Source organism: Enterococcus sp. DIV0840, assembly GCF_050527835.1.
GTDB classification, from domain to species: Bacteria; Bacillota; Bacilli; order Lactobacillales; family Enterococcaceae; genus Enterococcus_L; species Enterococcus_L ureasiticus.
The window spans coordinates 1,760,952-1,780,744 of sequence record NZ_CP172876.1; the positions used below are offsets into that span (position 1 = coordinate 1,760,952).

Annotated in this window: 16 protein-coding genes and 1 pseudogene; 12 read left to right on the forward strand and 5 right to left on the reverse strand. The window is 36.3% G+C overall.

Annotated elements, in window-relative coordinates; genetic code table 11:
* Nucleotides 1–12: 12 nt before the first annotated feature.
* From IGL98_RS08385 to IGL98_RS08415, 7 genes are all read left to right on the forward strand, one after another.
* Entirely contained in the window at nucleotides 13–1,356 is a 1,344-nt protein-coding gene (locus IGL98_RS08385; protein WP_069644583.1) for a PTS galactitol transporter subunit IIC, read from the forward strand.
* 19 nt (nucleotides 1,357–1,375) lie between these two features.
* On the forward strand, nucleotides 1,376–1,660 hold the full coding sequence (locus tag IGL98_RS08390; RefSeq protein WP_206842310.1) for a PTS sugar transporter subunit IIB: 285 nt from the start codon (nucleotides 1,376–1,378) through the stop codon (nucleotides 1,658–1,660).
* Between the two features lie 11 nt (nucleotides 1,661–1,671).
* Nucleotides 1,672–2,499 (forward strand): class II fructose-bisphosphate aldolase, encoded by an 828-nt coding sequence (locus tag IGL98_RS08395; protein ID WP_206912118.1) that lies wholly within the window; start codon nucleotides 1,672–1,674, stop codon nucleotides 2,497–2,499.
* 14 nt (nucleotides 2,500–2,513) lie between these two features.
* Nucleotides 2,514–3,212, forward strand: a complete 699-nt coding sequence (locus IGL98_RS08400; RefSeq protein ID WP_206912119.1) for a triose-phosphate isomerase — start codon at nucleotides 2,514–2,516, stop codon at nucleotides 3,210–3,212.
* A gap of 6 nt (nucleotides 3,213–3,218) precedes the next feature.
* The gene (locus IGL98_RS08405) at nucleotides 3,219–3,734 is read left to right on the forward strand and encodes a YjbQ family protein (protein WP_206842316.1); all 516 of its coding nucleotides are present in this window, start codon (nucleotides 3,219–3,221) and stop codon (nucleotides 3,732–3,734) included.
* Nucleotides 3,735–3,913: 179 nt separating this feature from the next.
* On the forward strand, nucleotides 3,914–4,897 hold the full coding sequence (locus IGL98_RS08410; protein ID WP_206842318.1) for an aldo/keto reductase: 984 nt from the start codon (nucleotides 3,914–3,916) through the stop codon (nucleotides 4,895–4,897).
* A 345-nt stretch (nucleotides 4,898–5,242) separates the two neighbouring features.
* Complete coding sequence (locus IGL98_RS08415) at nucleotides 5,243–7,471, forward strand: ATP-binding cassette domain-containing protein (RefSeq protein WP_206842562.1); 2,229 nt, start codon at nucleotides 5,243–5,245, stop codon at nucleotides 7,469–7,471.
* A gap of 173 nt (nucleotides 7,472–7,644) precedes the next feature.
* Here the strand turns inward: IGL98_RS08415 and IGL98_RS08420 are convergent, their stop codons facing one another.
* Nucleotides 7,645–8,283 carry a DUF998 domain-containing protein gene (locus IGL98_RS08420; RefSeq protein ID WP_206842321.1) on the reverse strand — a complete coding sequence of 213 codons (639 nt, stop codon included), beginning with the start codon at nucleotides 8,281–8,283 and terminating at the stop codon, nucleotides 7,645–7,647.
* 275 nt (nucleotides 8,284–8,558) lie between these two features.
* Here IGL98_RS08420 and IGL98_RS08425 point away from each other — a divergent pair, with 275 nt between their 5' ends.
* Entirely contained in the window at nucleotides 8,559–10,007 is a 1,449-nt protein-coding gene (locus IGL98_RS08425; RefSeq protein WP_206842324.1) for a DEAD/DEAH box helicase, read from the forward strand.
* 69 nt (nucleotides 10,008–10,076) lie between these two features.
* Here the strand turns inward: IGL98_RS08425 and IGL98_RS08430 are convergent.
* A pseudogene (locus IGL98_RS08430) lies at nucleotides 10,077–10,859 on the reverse strand (oxidoreductase); the annotation flags it as partial.
* A 172-nt stretch (nucleotides 10,860–11,031) separates the two neighbouring features.
* On the opposite strand from IGL98_RS08430, the gene IGL98_RS08435 reads away from it, so the two are divergent.
* Nucleotides 11,032–11,427, forward strand: a complete 396-nt coding sequence (locus IGL98_RS08435) for a MerR family transcriptional regulator (protein WP_206912120.1) — start codon at nucleotides 11,032–11,034, stop codon at nucleotides 11,425–11,427.
* A gap of 167 nt (nucleotides 11,428–11,594) precedes the next feature.
* On the forward strand, nucleotides 11,595–13,409 hold the full coding sequence (locus IGL98_RS08440) for a penicillin-binding transpeptidase domain-containing protein (RefSeq protein ID WP_206842327.1): 1,815 nt from the start codon (nucleotides 11,595–11,597) through the stop codon (nucleotides 13,407–13,409).
* An 18-nt stretch (nucleotides 13,410–13,427) separates the two neighbouring features.
* On the opposite strand, the gene efbA is transcribed toward IGL98_RS08440, so the two are convergent.
* Nucleotides 13,428–15,134, reverse strand: a complete 1,707-nt coding sequence (efbA, locus tag IGL98_RS08445; RefSeq protein WP_206912121.1) for a fibronectin-binding protein EfbA — start codon at nucleotides 15,132–15,134, stop codon at nucleotides 13,428–13,430.
* Between the two features lie 180 nt (nucleotides 15,135–15,314).
* Here efbA and IGL98_RS08450 point away from each other — a divergent pair, with 180 nt between their 5' ends.
* The gene (locus IGL98_RS08450) at nucleotides 15,315–16,259 is read left to right on the forward strand and encodes a haloacid dehalogenase-like hydrolase (protein ID WP_206842329.1); all 945 of its coding nucleotides are present in this window, start codon (nucleotides 15,315–15,317) and stop codon (nucleotides 16,257–16,259) included.
* 44 nt (nucleotides 16,260–16,303) lie between these two features.
* Here IGL98_RS08450 and IGL98_RS08455 read toward each other — a convergent pair whose 3' ends face one another.
* Complete coding sequence (locus tag IGL98_RS08455; RefSeq protein ID WP_206842330.1) at nucleotides 16,304–17,425, reverse strand: 5-methyltetrahydropteroyltriglutamate--homocysteine S-methyltransferase; 1,122 nt, start codon at nucleotides 17,423–17,425, stop codon at nucleotides 16,304–16,306.
* 20 nt (nucleotides 17,426–17,445) lie between these two features.
* Nucleotides 17,446–18,564: a 5-methyltetrahydropteroyltriglutamate--homocysteine S-methyltransferase gene (locus IGL98_RS08460; RefSeq protein ID WP_206912122.1), complete on the reverse strand. Its 1,119-nt coding sequence runs from the start codon at nucleotides 18,562–18,564 to the stop codon at nucleotides 17,446–17,448.
* Between the two features lie 505 nt (nucleotides 18,565–19,069).
* Here IGL98_RS08460 and IGL98_RS08465 point away from each other — a divergent pair.
* Nucleotides 19,070–19,753 carry a hypothetical protein gene (locus tag IGL98_RS08465; protein WP_206842332.1) on the forward strand — a complete coding sequence of 228 codons (684 nt, stop codon included), beginning with the start codon at nucleotides 19,070–19,072 and terminating at the stop codon, nucleotides 19,751–19,753.
* The last annotated feature ends 40 nt before the right edge of the window (nucleotides 19,754–19,793 follow it).

The window sequence follows — 19,793 nt, forward strand, 5'->3', positions numbered from 1 at the left end:
GGGGGAAACAAGATGTTAGACGGATTACAGTGGTTTGTTGATTTGGGCGCAATTGTCGTGTTACCGATTTTGATTTTTGTATTCGGAATGATTCTTGGGACAAAACCAAGTAAAGCATTCACTTCTGCTTTGACGGTCGGTGTGGGGTTTGTTGGCTTGAATTTAGTGATCGATTTATTAAGTAGTAGTTTAGGACCAGCAGCACAAGCAATGGTTGAACGATTCGGTTTGAATTTGACGACGATCGATGTTGGCTGGCCAGCTGCGGCGGCCATTTCATATGGAACTGTTTTAGGAAGTTTGGCGATTCCAATCGGGGTATTACTGAATGTTGTACTGATTATTTTGGGTTTAACCAAAACATTGAATGTTGATATTTGGAATTTTTGGCATGGTGCGTTTATTGCATCCTTGGTTTATGCATTAACAGGAAATTTTGCGATAGGAATTGCGGCAACAATTGTTTATATGATGATGATTTTATTATTTGGGGATATTTTAGGACCAATCGTCAAAAAGTTTTATGGGTTTCCTAATATTACCTTTCCTCATGGTACTGCAGCGCCAGGCTTCATTTTTGCGATCCCGATGAACTGGTTATTTGATCGAATTCCAGGGATTAAAAATTGGAAAGCAGATCCTGAGACGATTCAAAATCGCTTTGGTATTTTTGGGGATTCAACTGTAATGGGTTTTCTAATTGGCTTAGTGATTGGACTTTTTGCAGGCTATGATGTTGCTGGAGTCGGTCAATTAGCTGTGAAAACAGGTGCAGTAATGGTTTTGATGCCGAAAATGGTTGCACTTTTGATGGAAGGATTAACACCAATATCAGAAGCTGCAAATGAGTTTGTTAAGAAACGATTTCCAGGAAGAGAACTCTATATCGGAATGGACGCAGCGCTATCTGTTGGTCATCCAGCGGTCTTATCATCTTCTTTATTGCTAGTTCCGATCACCATTTTACTAGCTGTTATTTTACCGGGAAATACTACGTTACCTTTCGGTGATCTTGCGACAATTCCATTTTTAGTTTGTTTAATGGCGGCAGTATTTGCGGGGAATATTGTTCGAACTGTTATAGCGGGCTCCATTTACATGGTAAGTATTTTGTATATCACATCATGGGTTGCGCCATTAGTAACAATGTCAGCAAAAGCTGCTAACTTTGATTTACAAGGTAACTCTAGTATTACAGCCCTCGCTGAAGGCGGATTGTGGACTACTTGGATGTATGTGGGACTTACAAAAATATTAAGTTGGGGTGGATTGGCAATTATCGGAATCGTAGTTTTAGTAGGAATGATTTATGTGAATAAGGTATTACCAAAAAAACAAGCAACACAAAATAAATAAGTTGAAGGGAAGAAGAAAAATGAAAAAAATGTTGATTATGTGTGGTACAGGTGTTGCTACATCAACGATTGTAACGAATAAAGTCAAGGAATGGTTGAAGAACAAAGGCTATGAAAATGACGTCCGATTATACCAGTCAAAAGTTGCCGATGAAATGAATAGAATTGATGATTACGACATTATTGTTAGTACAACGGTGGTTCCAGATAAAATAAAAGACAAAATCATCATGGGCTTACCCTTGCTTACAGGAATAGGCATGGAAGAAATGTATCATGAAATTGAAGCTAAAATCAATGAATAGGGGGAATCAAGTTGTTAGTTACATCAAAAGAATTATTTAAACAGACTCAAACAGGGAAATTTGCGATTCCAGCAGCTAATTTCTTTGACTTAGATTCTGCAAGAGCCTATGTATCGGTTGCTGAACGGATGAACAAACCGTTGATACTTGCTTTTGCTCAAGCGCATATGGACATGATGTCGTTAGAAGAAGCAGCTTTGATCGGGAACTTCCTGGCAAAGAAAGCAACAGTACCAGTGGTCTTACATTTAGATCACGGTCAGGATGAAAAGATTATAAAACAAGCGATAGATTTAGGGTTTACCTCAGTTATGATCGATGCGTCACTTGATTCATTTAAAGAAAATGTACGTCGATCTAAAGCAATTGCTGATTATGCGCATGAACGAGGCGTAGTAGTTGAAGCAGAAATTGGTTTTGTAGGTTCAGGTGTTAATTATGAAAATCATGATCACAGTGATTCTATTTATACAGAAGTTGAGGATGCAGTGAATTTTGTTGAGCAGACAAATGTAGACTCTTTAGCGGTGTCGATTGGGACAGCACATGGTTTTTATAAAGGCGTACCTAAAATCAGTTTTGAACGGTTGTCAGAACTTCGGAAAACGTTGAAAACACCACTCGTATTGCATGGTGGGTCTTCTTCAGGTGATGATAACTTGCATCGATGTGCGACTGAAGGTATTAGTAAAATCAACATTTTTACTGATTTTATTACTGCAGCAATGAAAAGGATAGAGCAAAAAAATCCTACTGATTATTTTCAATTAAAGAAATATGCCAATCAGGCAATAGAAGAAACACTCGAACATTACTACAAAGTATTTTCTACTAAATAAAAGAGGTGACTAAATTGAAAAAAAGAGTGATTCGATCCCCATTTTTCTGTGTGAATCCAAAAGCATATTTATATGGAGAAAAAGCGCTGAAATTGGCAAAAAAGGCGGATGAACTTGCTGAAAAATACGATATCGATATTTTTTTTACAGTTCAGTATGTAGACGTTTATCGGATAGCCAAAGAAACAAGCCGTTTGATCATTACGGTTCAGCATATGGACAGTTTAACAGTGGGACCAGGAATGGGTTACATTTTACCAGAAGGACTTGTTGAAGCTGGTGTTCAAGCAACGTTTTTAAATCATGCTGAACATCCAGTTAGTATCAATCAACTTGTAACTACCATGAAACGAGCAGAAGAATTAGGGATTTCGGTGATCGCTTGTGCGGATTCAATAGCCGAAGCCCAAGCAATTGCCACACTGAAACCAGATGTAATGGTTTGTGAACCAACGGAATTGATCGGTACTGGCAAAGTCAGTGATCTTACCTATATGGAGGAAACGAATCAGGCAGTAAAATCTGTTTCACCAAATACATTCGTTTTACAAGCGGCAGGTATTAGCACTGTTAAAGATGTCCGTAAAGCAATTAAGTCTGGAGCTGATGGCACAGGGGGGACAAGCGGCATTGTGTGTGCAGCAGACCCAATGCAAACCTTAGAAGAAATGGTGAAAGAAGTTGTCAAAGTCAGAGCAGAGCTAAAGGAGTGAAATTCTATGAAGACCTATACGACGGATTTAGCGTTACTATCTAATGGACAGCGCGTAAGCTATCACAATATTACAGAAGAAGTGAAGCAAGCTGTTAAAGAAAGTAAAATAACAAACGGGATATGCGTGGTTCAGTCGCCTCATACGACTTGTTCAGTGATATTTGAAGAATTTGTCCATGATTTGGATTTCAACGGAGATGAGTTTTTACAAGTAGATCTAAATCGAATACTAGATAAAATTATACCAAGAGAACTATCTGAAGAAACGAATTATCGTTATCCTGGTCCCAAACATCTTGAATTTTTAATGGGACTAAATGATCCTAATTATCCAAGTGATCCTGGTACGATTTTAAATGGAGATGCTCATATTCGTGCTTCTTTATTTGGCTCAAGTGAAACCTTTATCGTTAAAGATACAGCACTTCAAGTCGGATCTGTTGGGTATGTTTATTTTATTGACTTCGATCAAAATCGTAAGCGAAATAGAAAATGTCAATTGATAGTAATGGGTGACTAAATGTTTGTAGATAAATTAGTTCGATTAAGAGGCCAATAGAACATGTTGCCTAGTTTTTTCTCTGTATCATTTTTTAGAAAAGATAATCCTTGACTTATAGTGGACTCTAACAAGTAAAATCAATCATATAGAATAAGAGTTTCTTTAATAATGAATGATTTGAAAGGATGGGACACAAGATGGAACAAAGAAAACTTGGTAAAAATGGTTTAGAAACGTCAGCTATTGGTTTTGGATGTATGGGATTAAATTATCACCGAGGGCCAGCACAAGATAAAAATAAAATGATTGAAGTTGTTCACGCAGCAGTAGATGCAGGAATCAAAATGTTTGATACGGCAGAGGTATATGGTCCATATACTAATGAAGAATTGGTTGGAGAAGCTTTAACTGGAAGAAGAAACCAGGTACAGATCGCTACAAAAGGTGGATTCAAAATAGATGGGTTAAACAATCGACCAGATAGCAGTCCACAATCAATTATCTCCTCTGTAGAGGGCTCCTTAAAACGTTTAAAAACAGATCATATCGATTTATATTATATTCATCGAATCGATCCAAACACGCCAATCGAAGAAGTGGCGTTAACGATCCAAACACTCAAACAGGAAGGGAAAATTCTACATTGGGGATTATCTGAAGCAGGAGCACAAACGATTCGTAAAGCGCATGCGGTAGAACCAATAGCAGCAGTTGAAAGTGAATATTCTATTTGGTGGCGAGAAGTTGAAGAAGAGATTTTTCCTATTTTGACAGAACTGGAAATCGGTTTAGTTTCATATAGCCCTCTGGGAAGAGGGTATCTCACTGGAAAGTTAGATAAAAATACCAATTTCAGTGAAAATGACAATCGAGGAGAATTACCGAGATTCACCCAAGCAGCGATGAAAGCCAATCAAGTATTGCTTGATTTTATGAAGGAAATCGCAGATGCAAAAAGTGTCACGACAGCACAACTTGCGATTGCCTGGATACTTGATCAAAAACCGTGGATCGTTCCAATTCCAGGAACAACAAAAAAAGAACGGATTTTGGAAAATATTGCAGCATCCGATATAGTATTTAGTCCGGATGAAAGAGCAATGATTACCCAAGCATTAGAGCAAATTCGAATTGTTGGTGATCGCTACCCAGAGGCTGAGAAAAAACGTACAAGGCGTTAAAAATCAAATATACTTGAATAAAAACTTTAAAAATAAGAAGATAAAAAATAACTTTGTAAAAGTTTTTTAAACAGATTTTATTGAATGCGACGAAACAAGAAAAGTCTTTTCAGGCGAACTTTCTGATTCCATCGTTTATCTGGATTCCAAGTGACCGGGTTGTGACTCATAGAGTTATGTCCCGGTTCCTTTTTTGATTTCACAACAAATAAAAAAATTTATCAGTTTTTATTAGTCATACACCATACATAGTTCTATAATAAGTTATAAAAGCTACAATCAATATTCGAATAGTTTTATTGTATACATCACTCTAATAGGAGGAACGACATTTAAAAAGAATGGATCAACATAAAAAATGCAACACAAAATAACTTGAAAAACGTAACAACTCAAATCCCTAAACATAAATTAACCGTAGTTACGGGAGTCTCTGGTTCTGGAAAGTCTTCTTTGATTTTTGATACATTGGCTGCAGAGTCTCGTAGAGAATTGAATGATACATTTCCAAGCTTTTTGCAAAAATATCTACCTAAATATGGCAGGCCAGTTGTTGAAAACATTGAAAATTTACCTGTTGCGATTGTGATCGAGCAAAAGAAATTGTCTTCAAATTCTCGATCAACAGTAGGGACATACACAGATATATATACCTTTTTACGTCTGCTTTTTTCAAGAATAGGGAAACCATTTGTTGGCTATTCAGATACTTTTTCCTTCAATCATCCTGACGGCAAATGTCCTGAGTGCGATGGTATTGGACCCGTAACAACTATTGATGTTCATAAACTAGTTGATTTTAATAAATCTTTAAACGAAGGTCCGATAGACTTTCCGACTTTTCATGCGGGACTTTGGCGTTGGAAGCGTTACGCAGATAGCGGCCTATTTGATTTGGATAAGAAAATAAAAGACTATTCGAAAGAGGAGTTAGAATTATTTTTACATGCACCACAACAAAAATTAAAAAGTCCACCAGAAAAATGGCCCCATACTGCACTATTTGAGGGATTGATCCCTCGGATGAGAAGGAGTATTCTACAATCAGATGAAGGAAAAAGACATCAAAAGCAATTAGATCGATTTGTAACCGTTGGAACTTGCCCTACATGTTTGGGAACTCGGGTAAATGAGCGAGTACGAAGCTGTAAAATTTCGGGTAAAAGTATCGCGGATGTAGTGATGTTTTCACTGGATGAATTAACTTCTTTTATTGAAAAAATCGATGAGCCATTAGCTGTAGATGTCAAACCTGAAATTCAAAAACGTCTAAAGGCTTTGATTGATATTGGCTTAAGTTATTTGACTTTAGCTCGATCTACTGGCAGTCTCTCTGGTGGTGAAGCCCAACGCATCAGAATCTCTAAGTATATCAATAGCGCACTCAATGATATGATGTATATTTTGGATGAGCCAAGCGCGGGTCTACATCCTAAAGATATCGATCGAATCAATAACGCTTTGCTTTCTTTGAAAAATAAAGGGAATACAGTGGTTTTGGTGGAACATAACCCTCAATTAATCCAATCAGCAGATTATATACTTGATATGGGACCTGGGGCAGGTGAAGGCGGTGGTGAGCTTCAGTTTGCTGGAGATTATTCTAAATTTCTTCAAGCCAAAACGATTACAAGTGAGGCTCTACAAACGACTATTCAAATTAAAACGAAAACACGTAAACCAAAAAACTTTTTGGATATAAAAAATGCCAATCGCCATAATCTAAAAGACTTTTCTGTGAAGATACCATTGAATGTTATGACGGTTATTTGCGGTGTGGCAGGTTCAGGGAAATCTTCATTAGGTGAGGTCATCCGTCAGACAGCTATTGAAGACAATCAAGAGATCGTAGCCATTTCGCAAAAAAGTATTGGAATCAACTTGCGTTCTACACCTTTAACTTATTTAGATATTTTTGGGAAAATCCGTGAATTGTTTGCTAAAGAAAATAGCGTGAGTGCTGCTTTATTTAGTTATAATTCAAAAGGAGCTTGTCCAAGATGTCGTGGTAAAGGTGTGATCATTTCGGATATGGCTTTTATGGAAGACATCGTGACAACTTGTGAAGTTTGTCAGGGTACACGTTATAATCCAGAGGTGCTGAAGTACACATACAATGCTAAAACAATTGTCGATGTTTTAGAAATGACAGTTAACGAGAGTGGTCACTTCTTTTCTAAACTACCTTTCAAAAATGAATTATTAACGTTAATAGAAGTTGGTTTAGGCTATTTAAGATTGAACCAGTCTTTGACCACACTTTCTGGTGGTGAGTTGCAGCGTTTGAAATTGGCGAATCAGCTTCACAAGAAGGGAACGATTTATTTATTAGATGAACCAACGGATGGGTTACACTTAGCGGATATCGATCAATTGTTGAGACTTTTTAATCAAATGGTCGATGAAGGGAGTAGCTTGATTCTTTTAGAACATCATTTGAGTATCATCAAGCAAGCAGACTGGATCATCGAAATGGGACCAGAAGGCGGTGCGAAAGGTGGACAATTAATGTTTAGCGGAACCCCTAAAGAATTATCAACTTCAGATGATTTAATTACTAAGCCTTATTTTTAGATAGTTTTTGAACTAAGGGTGAAGTAGAGAGTTACAGAGGAGTTAAAATAAAAAAATGAGGTTGGGACAGAAGGGTTTAACTCCGAGAAATAAGCTGCTTCTGCTCCCACCGTTTATCCGGATTCCTTGAGGCTGAGAGGTGACTCGTAGAGTTATGTCTCAGCCTCATTTTTTCATTTTCTCCAATGCAGATTTTTTAAAGCCACAAGAAAGAAAGGTAAATAGAGAAATAATAGACTTAGTCGTTGCCAAAGTCCACGATATGGGATACGTACTTGATTGACTATAGGAATTTTAGGCGCAGCAAATAAAAATATAAAGCAAACGGACAGGATAAAAATAATGATAAGTGCTTGAACAAATAAAGGCTTTTTTTCCATTCTGTAGAGTTTGATCAAAAGATATATAGCAATAAGAAGCGATACAAACCCTGCTCCTGATAAATAGTCATGAATGATTGATTCGACATTTATTTTGCTTGCATTGGTTGAGCGATCAAAAATTCCAGTAATAAGACAATCACCAATAGCAAAACCAGCCATCACAATACTAAGCCATTTAGCAAGTGGTTTGGATGTATGCTTGAATCGTTCATAAAAACTAGGGATAGCCAAAAGAAATAAGCCTCCATCAATCATCTGCCAAATTTTAAAGGCGGATTTGACTGGGCTGCCATCTTCGCCAAAATCACTGATTAACATCGTGATGTGATTATAATCAGGATAAAAATTTGCGAAAATCCAAGGTAAAGTCAATTCGCTGATAATAACCAAAATCATAATAAGAAATCCATAATTTTTTATAACTTTCATGAAAAAACCTTCTTTGCTCTCAATCGTTTGTGTTCACTATAGTAGTATACTATACAACTTGTTTTTTTTAGAAAAATAATGATTCACTAAATAAAGCCTGATTATGCGAAAGAACGAGTATAAACTAGCCTCTTGCAGTTCAATGACTTTTCATGGATAATAAGGAACTGAGTCTAAAAAGTTTAGACAACTAAGATTACAAATCAACTCACACGAATGATGTCTTCACTGTGTGTAAAATATTTTGATCGATAAAATAGAAGAATGGGGAAACAATGAATAAAATAAACTTCAATACCTATCCAATAAGTGATGTTATCTTAGAAGCCATTTCAGATTTAGGCTATGAAACACCAACACCAGTCCAACAAGCTGTGATTCCAGCTGTTTTGGATGGAAAAGATGTCTTAGTTCAGTCACAGACGGGTAGTGGTAAAACAGCCAGTTTTGGTATCCCGCTTTGTGAAAAAGTCGACTGGGCAGAAAATAAACCACAAGTCCTTGTTTTAGAACCAACAAGAGAGTTAGCACAACAAGTGCAAGAAGATCTAATCAATATTGGCCGGTATAAACGAATAAAAGCAACGGCAGTTTATGGAAAAGCTTCGTATGTTAAACAAAAATCGGAATTAAAGCAAAAAAGTCATATCGTTGTGGGAACGCCTGGTCGAGTACTAGATCATATAATAAAAGGAACGCTCCCGCTTGAAAAAATCAACTGTTTAGTGATTGATGAAGCAGATGAAATGCTGAATATGGGGTTTATTGAGCAAGTAAAGGAGATTATCGCAGCATTACCTGAAGCTAAAAACACATTATTGTTTTCTGCAACGATGCCAAAAACAATTGAAAAAATGAGCAGCTCATATCTGCGTGAACCTGTTGTTGTAAAAATCGAAGCGACAGAAAAAACAACGCCTAAAATCCAACATGCTTTTTTAGATGTAACAGAAGAAAATAAATTAGCTGCGTTAGAGGCAGTAACAATCGTTGAAAATCCGGACACATGTATTATCTTCGGGAACACACAAGAAAAAGTCAACGACACATATGATTTCTTGGTCAAAGCTGGATATCCAGTTGGTAAATTACATGGTGGTATGATGCAAGAGGACCGTTTTGAAGTAATGGATGCTTTTAGAAAAGGTAAGTTTCGTTATCTAGTGGCGACAGATGTAGCAGCCCGTGGTATTGATATCGAAAATATCACGCATGTCATTAATTTAGATGTACCTTTTGAAAAAGAAAGCTATATTCACCGTGTAGGAAGAACAGGACGTGCTGGCAAAGAAGGGTTTGCGCTAACTTTTGTAACGTCAAAAGAAGAGTCATTAAAAAAAGAAATCGAATCATTTGGTGAGTTGACAATGACACGGATCACGTTACCAAATGCTAAGCAAGTAGCAAGAAATAAATCTGAGTTTGAAAAGAAAATAACAACAAAGCAAAAACCAAAGCAGCAAAAGGCTAAGCGTGTAAATGAAGAAATCACAAAAGTTTATTTCAATGGCGGTAAGAAAAAGAAATTAAGAGCACTTGATTTTGTAGGAACTATTTCAAAAATTGAAGGCATCACATCAGAAGATATAGGGATTATTACCATTCAAGAGAATGTGACATACGTTGATATCTTAAATGGAAAAGGCCAACTGGTTATTCAAGCAATGAAAGAACGAACGATCAAAGGCAAGCAATTGAAAGTCCACGTGGCAAGAAAAAAATAAAACAATAAAGAACATAACTCAGGGGAAGGTTGAGTTATGTTCTTATTTTTTAGTTTAATAGTTAAATCATCAGTGATCCGTCGTCAGAGTCAATTGTTTCCATGTTTCAATACTTGTTTTAGAGGCATCGATTTTTTTGGTTGCATGTTTATACGCATCACTTCCTAATAGTAATCTAAGAGGTGGCTCCATTGAACTTTCAGTGATTTTAATCATTGCTTCAGCAGCTAATTCTGGATTACCTGGCTGGTGTTCACTCAATTGCCTAAGTCCACGGATGCTTTTTCCTGCAGATTGATTATAATCCGAAATAGTTGTTGTATTTTCTTTGGCAGAACGTCCAGCAAAATCAGTTGTAAAATCGCCAGGTTCAATTAACGTTACATGGATTCCAAGAGGCATTACTTCTTGATAAAGTGATTCTGAGTAGCCTTCAAGGGCAAACTTACTAGCATGATAATAACCGAAACCAGGGAACGCAACAAGACCGCCAACCGAAGAGATATTTAAAATATGCCCAGTATTCGCCTTTCTCATTAAAGGTAAAACTTCACTTGTAACGCTAGCTAATCCAAAGAAATTAATATCAAAAAGATTCCTTGTTTCTTGTTCATCTGCTTCTTCAATTGAAGAAAAATAACCTATTCCAGCATTGTTTACTAGAACATCTATTTGACCGAAATACTCAATTGCGCGACTTACAGCTTGTTTGACTTGTTCTTTTTTCGTTACATCCAAAGGGATTATCAACACATCCGTTTCATTTGTCAAATAACTTTCAACATCTTGAGGATTGCGTGCAGTAGCGACCACGCGATAATGGTGTTCTAGTAATTTTAACGTGAGTGCTTTTCCAAATCCTGTCTAGGCTCCAGTTAAGAACCAGACTTTTTCATTGTTTGCCATATTTTTTCCTCCTAAAAATTTTGTTAAAGACACCTAATTTATAAGTGCCTTCTCATGGTACAATGAAACTATAAACCTTGAGAGTTCCACTCAGTCAAATAGAAAGAAGAGGATTCTATTGTATACAGTTAAAGAAGTAGCACAAAAAATGGATATTTCTCCACATACTTTACGCTTTTATGAAAATCAAGGACTATTTCCTCACGTGATAAGAAATGAGTACAATATACGTCAATTTTCAACTGAAGATTTGGATTGGGTAAGAATTGTACAAGCTTTAAGAACAACTGGAATGAGATTATCTGAAGTTAAACGTTATGTAGACCTTTGTGAAGTTGGGAATTCTACTATGGAAGAACGTTCAAAACTAATTACAAATCAACGAGAAAATGCAGAGATGGAACTCGCGAAAATGAAGAAAAAAATCCGAATTTTGAAAGAAAAAGAATATTATTATGAAGACTTATTTTTAAAAGAGGGGCTCGACTATAGAAACCCTAAATTGAAAGGTTAAATGTGTTATTTCAATACTCTAATTTTTTTTTAAGAAGCGAATCAGAAGCAGAAAGTCAGTGCACAAAAGAGGTAAAATAAAAGGAAATCATTCTCTAAAAGACTGTGCATCAATCCAGACTTTTAAACAGAGATGAATATAAAAACTCAATTTGGAGATAAGCTAGAATGAAAAAATTAAAAGATATAATTAGTAGTCGTAACCTATCAACAACTAAAAATCGGAAACGAGTTGGCGTCATTGTTTTATTTTTGGCTATTTTGATTTTTTTGCTATTTACAATCCGATTTTCATATATTTTGCTTACAGGTAAAGTTGCCGGAACTTCTCTTGCTGAAAAGACAAAAGAGCTGTATGAAGTTCATGAGACACTGGAAGCAAAACGAGGATCAATTTTTGATAAAGATGGCAATGTATTAGTCGAGGATTCGAGCGCATTTTCGCTATATGCTATTTTAGATGAAAACTATACTGATTTAGAAGGTAAAAAACTTTATGTACAGGAAAAAGATTGGGCGACAATTGCCGAAATCTTTGAAAAGCATGTAAAAATAGATAAAGAGATGACATTAAAGCAATTAAAACCTAGTGTAAATGAAGCAGGAGAGCCTGTTACAACGGTTGAATTTGGAACAAATGGAAAAAATTTGAGTTTTGAAACGAAACGAAATATACAAGAAGAACTAGATAAGAAAAAGATTTCAGGGATTTATTTTAGAGAAGAAAAAAAACGTGCCTATCAAGTTGGCAATTTTGCCTCTTACTTTATTGGTTATACTAATCAAGATGACAAAGGCAATGAACAGGGTGTAATGGGGATCGAAGAGGCTTATGATGATACGTTATCTGGTAAAAATGGTTCTCGTAGTTATGAGAAAAACTCGGCATTTGGTGATGTAAAACCTGGAAGTGTGAAGGAAAAAAAACGTGTTGATGGAAGTGATGTCTATACAACATTAGATAGCAATCTACAATCTTATCTAGAAGAACTATTGGACGATACAACGCAAAAATATCAGCCAGAACATATCACTGCCACTTTGATGGAAGCAAAAACGGGTAACATCTTAGCAACTTCTCAACGTCCATCTTTTGCATTAGATACAAAAAAAGGGTTAGATGACCCTAACACTGCACGCTGGAGTAATATTCTTGTAGAAGATGTCTATGAACCAGGTTCAACAATGAAAAGTATGATGGTGGCCAGTGCGATCGAAGAAAATAAATTCAACGAAAGTGAACAGTTTGCCTCAGGGAGTATCAAGGTCGACGATGCAACGATCAACGATTGGAACAACGGCGTGGGTGACGGGAACATGACGTTTAGACAAGGTCTGGCATGGTCAAGTAATGTTGGAATGGTGACACTGCAAGAACGAATGCCTGATTTGTGGCAAGAATATCTTAAAAAATTTGGTTTTGGTCAAAGTACAAATTTTGGTTTAGCTGGCGAAGCTGCTGGAGAAATCCAGAATAAAACAACAGTCGACAGAGCAATGACGTCTTATGGTCAAGGGATTTCTGTTACTCACTTACAAATGTTACAAGCTTATACAGCTATTGCCAACGGTGGAAAGATGTTAAAACCTAATATCATCAGTAAAGTTGTTTCTTCAACTGGCGAAGAAACAATTACTGAACCAGAAATAGTAGGAACACCAATTTCAAGTGAAACAGCTAAGAAAGTCTTAGAATATATGAAAGATGTTACAGTTGATACGAGATATGGCATGGGAAAAGAATATGCAATTGAAGGATTGAATGTTTCTGCTAAAACGGGTACAGCAGAATTCTTTGAAAATGGTAGTTATCAAACGCAAGAATATTTGCATTCGGTTGTTACAATCACACCAACGGAAGACCCTAAATATATTTTTTATATGACGCTTAAAAAACCTTTGTTGGAAGGTGTTTCAGCAAATGACATTATTTCTGATGTATCGAACAAATTAGTAAAACGAGCGATGGTTGCTCGTGATTAAAAAAAACGAACATACCTCCTAATGAGGCGTGTTCGTTTTTAGCGTTTCAAGTAATTGCTCATCTGGAGTAACATAAATCGTTTTTTGATTTTCATAAATGACATATCCTGGTTTAGCGCCATTGGGCTTATGAACGTGTTTTACTTGAACATAATCAACTGGAACTTGGGCAGATAAGCGATATTTAGAATAATAAGTGGCAAGATTAGCGGCTTCCAATAATGTTTCGTTAGACGGATCGGTATTTTTGATGATCACATGAGAGCCAGGGATATCTTTTGCATGCAGCCAAATATCTGTCTTTTTAGCTGTTTTAAGCGTCAGCTGATCATTTTGTAGATTATTACGGCCGACAAGGATCAGGCTACCGTCTGTTGAGTAGAATTCTTCTGGTTTGCTTTTTTTGGGTTGTTTCTGTTTTTTAGCACCGCGATTTTTGACATATCCTTGTTCGATCAATTCCTCACGAATCATCTGGATATCCATCGGACCCGCGATTTCTAATTGTGATAGAACAGATTCTAAATAGCTGATTTCCTGATTAGCTTGTTCAATTTGGCCATGAACAACCTTGACCGCATTTTTTAGTTTTTGATATTTTTGAAAATATTTTTGCGCATTTTGATTTGGTGTGAGAGCTGGATTTAATTTTATTTTTAATAACTGATCTTCTTCGTAATAATTTGGCAGTTCAACGAATTCAGCACCTTTTGGAACTTGAGCCATAAATGTTGTTAAAAGTTCACCGTCGCGACGATAGTTTTCTGCATGTTCTGTGTCTGCTAATGTTTGTTGGAGTTTTACAACTTTACTTTGATTTCGTTTTAGTTCGTTTTCAATTTTATGGATTAGCTCGCCACCTTGTTGTTTAACGCGGTCTTTTTCAGCTTTTCCACCATAAAAGGCATCTAGTAATTCGCTAAGATTCACAAAGTTTTCTTGTTTTCCTTCAAGAGACGCAAAGGGAAGAGGGGTAAAGAATTCTTTCTTCTCTGTTAATGTTAAAGTTGGTGCAATTTCATGTTCAATAGAAGTCCAAAATGACTGCCAAACGAGCATTTTTTCGTTAGGACGTTCGTTCAAACGAAAAGCTATCTCGTCAGCTGTATCTTTTCCTAACCCCTGAAATTGACTTTGTAAATACTTCCCGTTGATTTCATTTGTTTTTGAAAGGATTTCAAAGACTTTTTCTTTAGTTGATAAGAATGGATTTTGCTGATCTTGTTTTGGTGGATCGATATATTCAACACCAGGTAGTAAAGAGCGGTAACTGTTTTGAGAGCTACCGATATGTTTGATCGCATCTAAAATTTTCCCGTTTTCTTTATTTACCAAAACAATCGTACTGTGTCTGCCCATCAATTCAACGATAAGAACGATATTTTGTAGATCCCCAAGTTCATCTCTTTTAGTGAAAGTAAAGTGGATCACTCGATCATTATCAATTTGATGAATCTGTTCTAAAATGGCACCTTCTAAAAACTTTCGCAACATCATAACAAAATTTGGCGGTGTATCAGGATTAGCATAAGCGATTTCGGTCAGTTGAACCCGAGCGTAACTTGGGTGAGCCGATAAAAGTAATTTATGATTTTTCCCTTTAGTGCGGATAACTAAAATAATTTCATTTTCATAAGGCTGATGAATTTTTGAAATTCGGCCTGTGGCTAAAGTCTCGGACAATTCAGAGACCATTGCATGAGTAAATACGCCATCAAATGACATAAACATCCCTCAATTCTATATACATAATAATACTATTATAACGGAGTTCTTTTTATTTATAAAGGAAGTGGGAAATAAAAGCTTGAGAATGTGAAATTGATGAATCTATTTAGTAAATGACTGCGCTTTCCTATGTTTTTTAGTATAATAAGAGTAGCTTTTCAACAAGGGGGAACGGATATGGTAAAAAGATTAATCAGTGCGAGTTACAGTGAAGTAGCAAAAATGACAGCGGAGGAATTGAAACAGTCGATTAAGGCGAGTGAAGGTCGGACGATTTTGTCTGAAAATGTCGTTATAGCGTCACCTCAAGCTGGCGACATCAGTAATGCAGAAGTGGCTGCGGCATTTGGAGCAGATTTGATTTTATTAAATGTTTTTGACTGTTTTAATCCAATCGTACAAGGGATTCCAGGTATGTCAATGGAAGAGGTTATGTCGTATTGGCAGAATCCAGAAAAAAATAAAATCAACCCAATCCCTATTTTAAAAGAGTTAGTTGGACGTCCGATTGGGGTAAATTTAGAACCAGTGGATGAATCATCGGCCATGTTTAGTGACAAGTTAGCCATAAGTCGTGGCCGTACAAGTTCTAAAGAAACGATTCAAAAAGCAGAAGAAATGGGCATCGATTTTATTTGTTTAACTGGAAATCCAGGGACAGGTGTAACCAATTTAGAAATTGCCAAAGCGGTTAAAATCGCAAAAGAAAATTTCTCTGGGCTGATTATTGCTGGGAAAATGCACAGTGCAGGGTCAGATGAGCCAGTAGTGTCGACTGAGGCTGTCGAAGCTTATGCAAAAGCGGGTGCAGATATTCTATTATTGCCAGCAGTTGGAACGGTCCAGGGATTTGCAGAAGAAGATATGAAAGCAGCTGTAGCAATTGCAAAAAAATATAATTTATTAACAATGTCAGCAATTGGTACTAGTCAAGAAAGTGCAAACAAAGAAACGATTCGCCAAATTGCATTGATCAATAAAATTTGCGGAGTAGACATTCAACATATCGGTGATGCTGGTTATGGCGGACTTGCGCCAGTTGAGAATATTTATGAAATGTCTGTAGCGATTCGTGGAATGCGTCATACGATCAATCGAATGGCACGTTCAGTCAATCGATAAAATAAAAACAAGAAGCGAGAGTAGACTCCGCTTCTTGTTTTTATTTAAGCATCTTTCCAGACTACTTTAGCTGTATCAACCACTAGTCTTACTTTGGCCCATTGTTCCTCTTCTGTTAAGTAATTGCCTTCTTCAGTAGAAGCGAATCCGCATTGAGGAGAAAGACATAGATTTTCTAACGGGATAAAGGACGTAGCCTCAGTAATTCGTTTTATTAAACTATCTTCTGATTCCAATTTAGGAAACTTAGAAGTTACTAAACCAAGAACAACTTTTTTAGCAGGACCGTTTTTATAGATTTGGGCTAATGGCTCAAATCCACCCGAACGATCATCATCATATTCTAAGAAATAGCCATCAATGTTCAATTGCGCTAAATAAGCGGCAACATGATCGTAAGGACCAGCAATCGCCCAGTCAGATTTATAATTCCCTCGACAAACATGCATTGTGATAGTTAGATCCTCAGGTAAATCTTTAAGCAATTGATTTACTACAGTTACGCCAGCCTCGCATTGTTGTTGCCAATGTTTGATTTCTTCTTCGGTTTTAGCATTTTCGATAAAACCCGTATACATTCCCCAAGAAGTATCATCCAGTTGGAGATAGCGACAACCCAAATCGTAGAATTTTAGAATCGTTTGATGGTAGGCCTTAGCCAAATCATCGATAAAGACATTCTCATCTGAGTAACTTTCATAGGTAAAGGTATCACTTTTACGGTTAAAAAGTAGCGTTGGAGAAGGGATCGTTGTTTTAGCTAAAATTCCTTCTGGAGTATGCTCATTCAGAAAAGTAAAAGCCTCAAAAAATGGATGATTTGGATTGAACGTAACCTTATCTGAAATTTGATAAGAAGCAGCTCTTGTTTCCACTTCATTAAATTGATAGCCGCGCTCAGGAATTACTTGCTCAACACCGTTTAAGCCCCAGAGAAAATCTAAATGCCACCAACTGCGACGAAATTCACCATCCGTTACGGCTTTCAAGCCATTTTCCACTTGCTTATTGATCAATTCAATAATGGCTTGATCTTCAGCGTTTTTTAATTCCTCTGCGGATATTGTATTATTTCCAAATTGCTCTCTAGCTTTTTTTAATGCTTCAGGTCTTAGAAAACTACCTACCTGATCATAGCGAAATGGAATCTCTTTAATTTTTGTCATGTTGTTGCCTCCTTTTTATTTTATGCATCTTGCCAAATATTTTTAGCAATCGTTTTTACTAGATTAATTTTCTTCCATTGATCGTTCTCAGTCAAGTGATTTCCTTCAGGCGTTGATGCAAAACCGCATTGAGGGGACAAACAAATCTGATCTAAAGGAACAAATTTGCTCGCTTCTTTGATTCGCTTTTCAATGATCGAGGACTCTTCAAGCAGACCATTTTTAGTCGTAACCAATCCTAGGACGATACGTTGATCCTTCAAGTCTGCCAACGGTTCAAAACCTCCCGATCGTTCATCATCGTATTCTAAAAAGAAACCATCAAATGCATCAATAGAAAATAAATTTTTAGCAATTGTTTCATATGAGCCGTTATAAAGCCAATGTGATTGGAAATTACCTTTACAAAAATGGAAAGTAACAGCAAGGTCAGTAGGCTTGTTTGCTAAAGCTTTTTCGGTTACTTCTTGGAAATCATTTAGCAATTGATCAGCATCCAACCCATTATTCTTGATCATCTCACGGAAGCGGTCATCAAACAATCCACCCCAGCTTGTGTCATCTAATTGTAAGTAACGACAACCGGCATCATAGAAAGCTTGGATTGCATCTTGATATGTTTTGACTAAATCTTCTTTGAATACTTCTAAAGAAGTATAAACAGGATTCTCGTTGTATTCTTTTGATAAAATCAGTGAATCTAGAAAAATCATATTGGGTCCAGGAATTGTTTGTTTAGCTAAAATAGGTGCCGCGTGTTTTTGAGTAAAACGAAAATGTTCAAGAAAAGGATGTTCTTTTGAAAAAGACAAAGGTCCGCTAACATTGGTTCCTTGAGCATCTGTAGTAATACCAAAAGCAGTTGTTTGAAAATCATAAACAGTGATGCCGTTTAACCCTGCAATAAAGTCTAAATGCCACCAGCGGCGACGAAATTCACCATCAGTCACAGCGTGAAGCCCAGCCTTCTTTTGTTTCTCGATCAGCTCAATGATTGCTTGATCTTCAGCTGTTGTTAGTTCTTCCTTAGAAATATCCCCATCAGTGAAAGCAGCGCGTGCTTTTTTCAAAGATTCAGGTCTTAAAAAACTACCTACGATATCATACCGGAAAGGGATCTTTTGCTTGTTGTTTGGCATAATCATTCCTCCATTTTTTAGTCAGATTTGTAAAAAATACAAAAAAAGCCCAATACTTTTTTGCAAAAGTAAAGGACGACTGAACGTGTTACCACCTTTAATTCAAAAATCTCTCACAAGATTTTTCTCGATAGGTATAAATCATTTTGACTGATACCTTAACGCTATAATGGGCGCACCCTAACATTTACGAAAAGACCATCTTCCTGCTTTTTCAAATTATCTCTTTTCAGCTACCGAGACTCTCTCATCAATTTTCTAAAAACAGTACTCTTCTTTTCATCGTATTTTAATTTATTCATCATTAATGAAAGTATAGGCTAGGGTCTTTATTTTGTCAACAGGATAAAAAATCACTAGTTATTATTGTTTTTTAATATTTATATATGAGTAAATGAAAAATATTCTATTTTTTATTAAAAACAAATGGGGCAATATTTGTTATACTAGGCAAAGGAATGAACTACTTGTATAATAGGACTATAAGTAGTAGAGGAGAAATGAAATGAAGAAAAATTTTATTGACGTTAAAGATGACTTTGTGGCATCTATAAATAGACAGAAAAAGCTTTCTGCTATTATTTTAGTTGTAATTGTTCTATTTATTATAAGTCTATTCATAGTAGTACCTAAAGTACAGGCTAATATTCGAGCTTCCGAAATTAAATCTTTAGTAAACCAAGAAAAACTAGCAAAAAAAGCAAATTATTTAGATGCAAAAACAGCAGACAACGAAATCACTGAAAAGACTGCAATGACTGTTTTATTTTCAGTACCAAGTGGAAAAACCTATGGAAATATCATTGATGTATTAAAAGATCCTAAGCAAATGAAGGATTTTAATCATAGCATTTATATCTACCCAATGGTTTATGATGTAGAGAAAATCGAAAAAAAATATAAAATCAAAAAGAATGAAGTAACGATCGTCTTTTTTGAGAACGGAAAAGAGAAAAATAGAATTTCTATTGATCAAAGTTTCGATACAAAAACGATGCTCATCCCAGCTTTAAATCAGTTGCCATTGTCTAGTGTATCTGAGAGTATTCAGCCGCCAGCACCATCATCAGCACCAACACCTACTTCTGATTCAACTCAGTCAACAACAGAAACAACAGCTGAACAAGTGACTGATGAACAAGAACCAACGTTAGAACAATCAGCAGAAGCTGATTCAGTAGCACAATAAAGAAAGAAGGGCTTGATATGAGAGAATTTATTCTATTCAG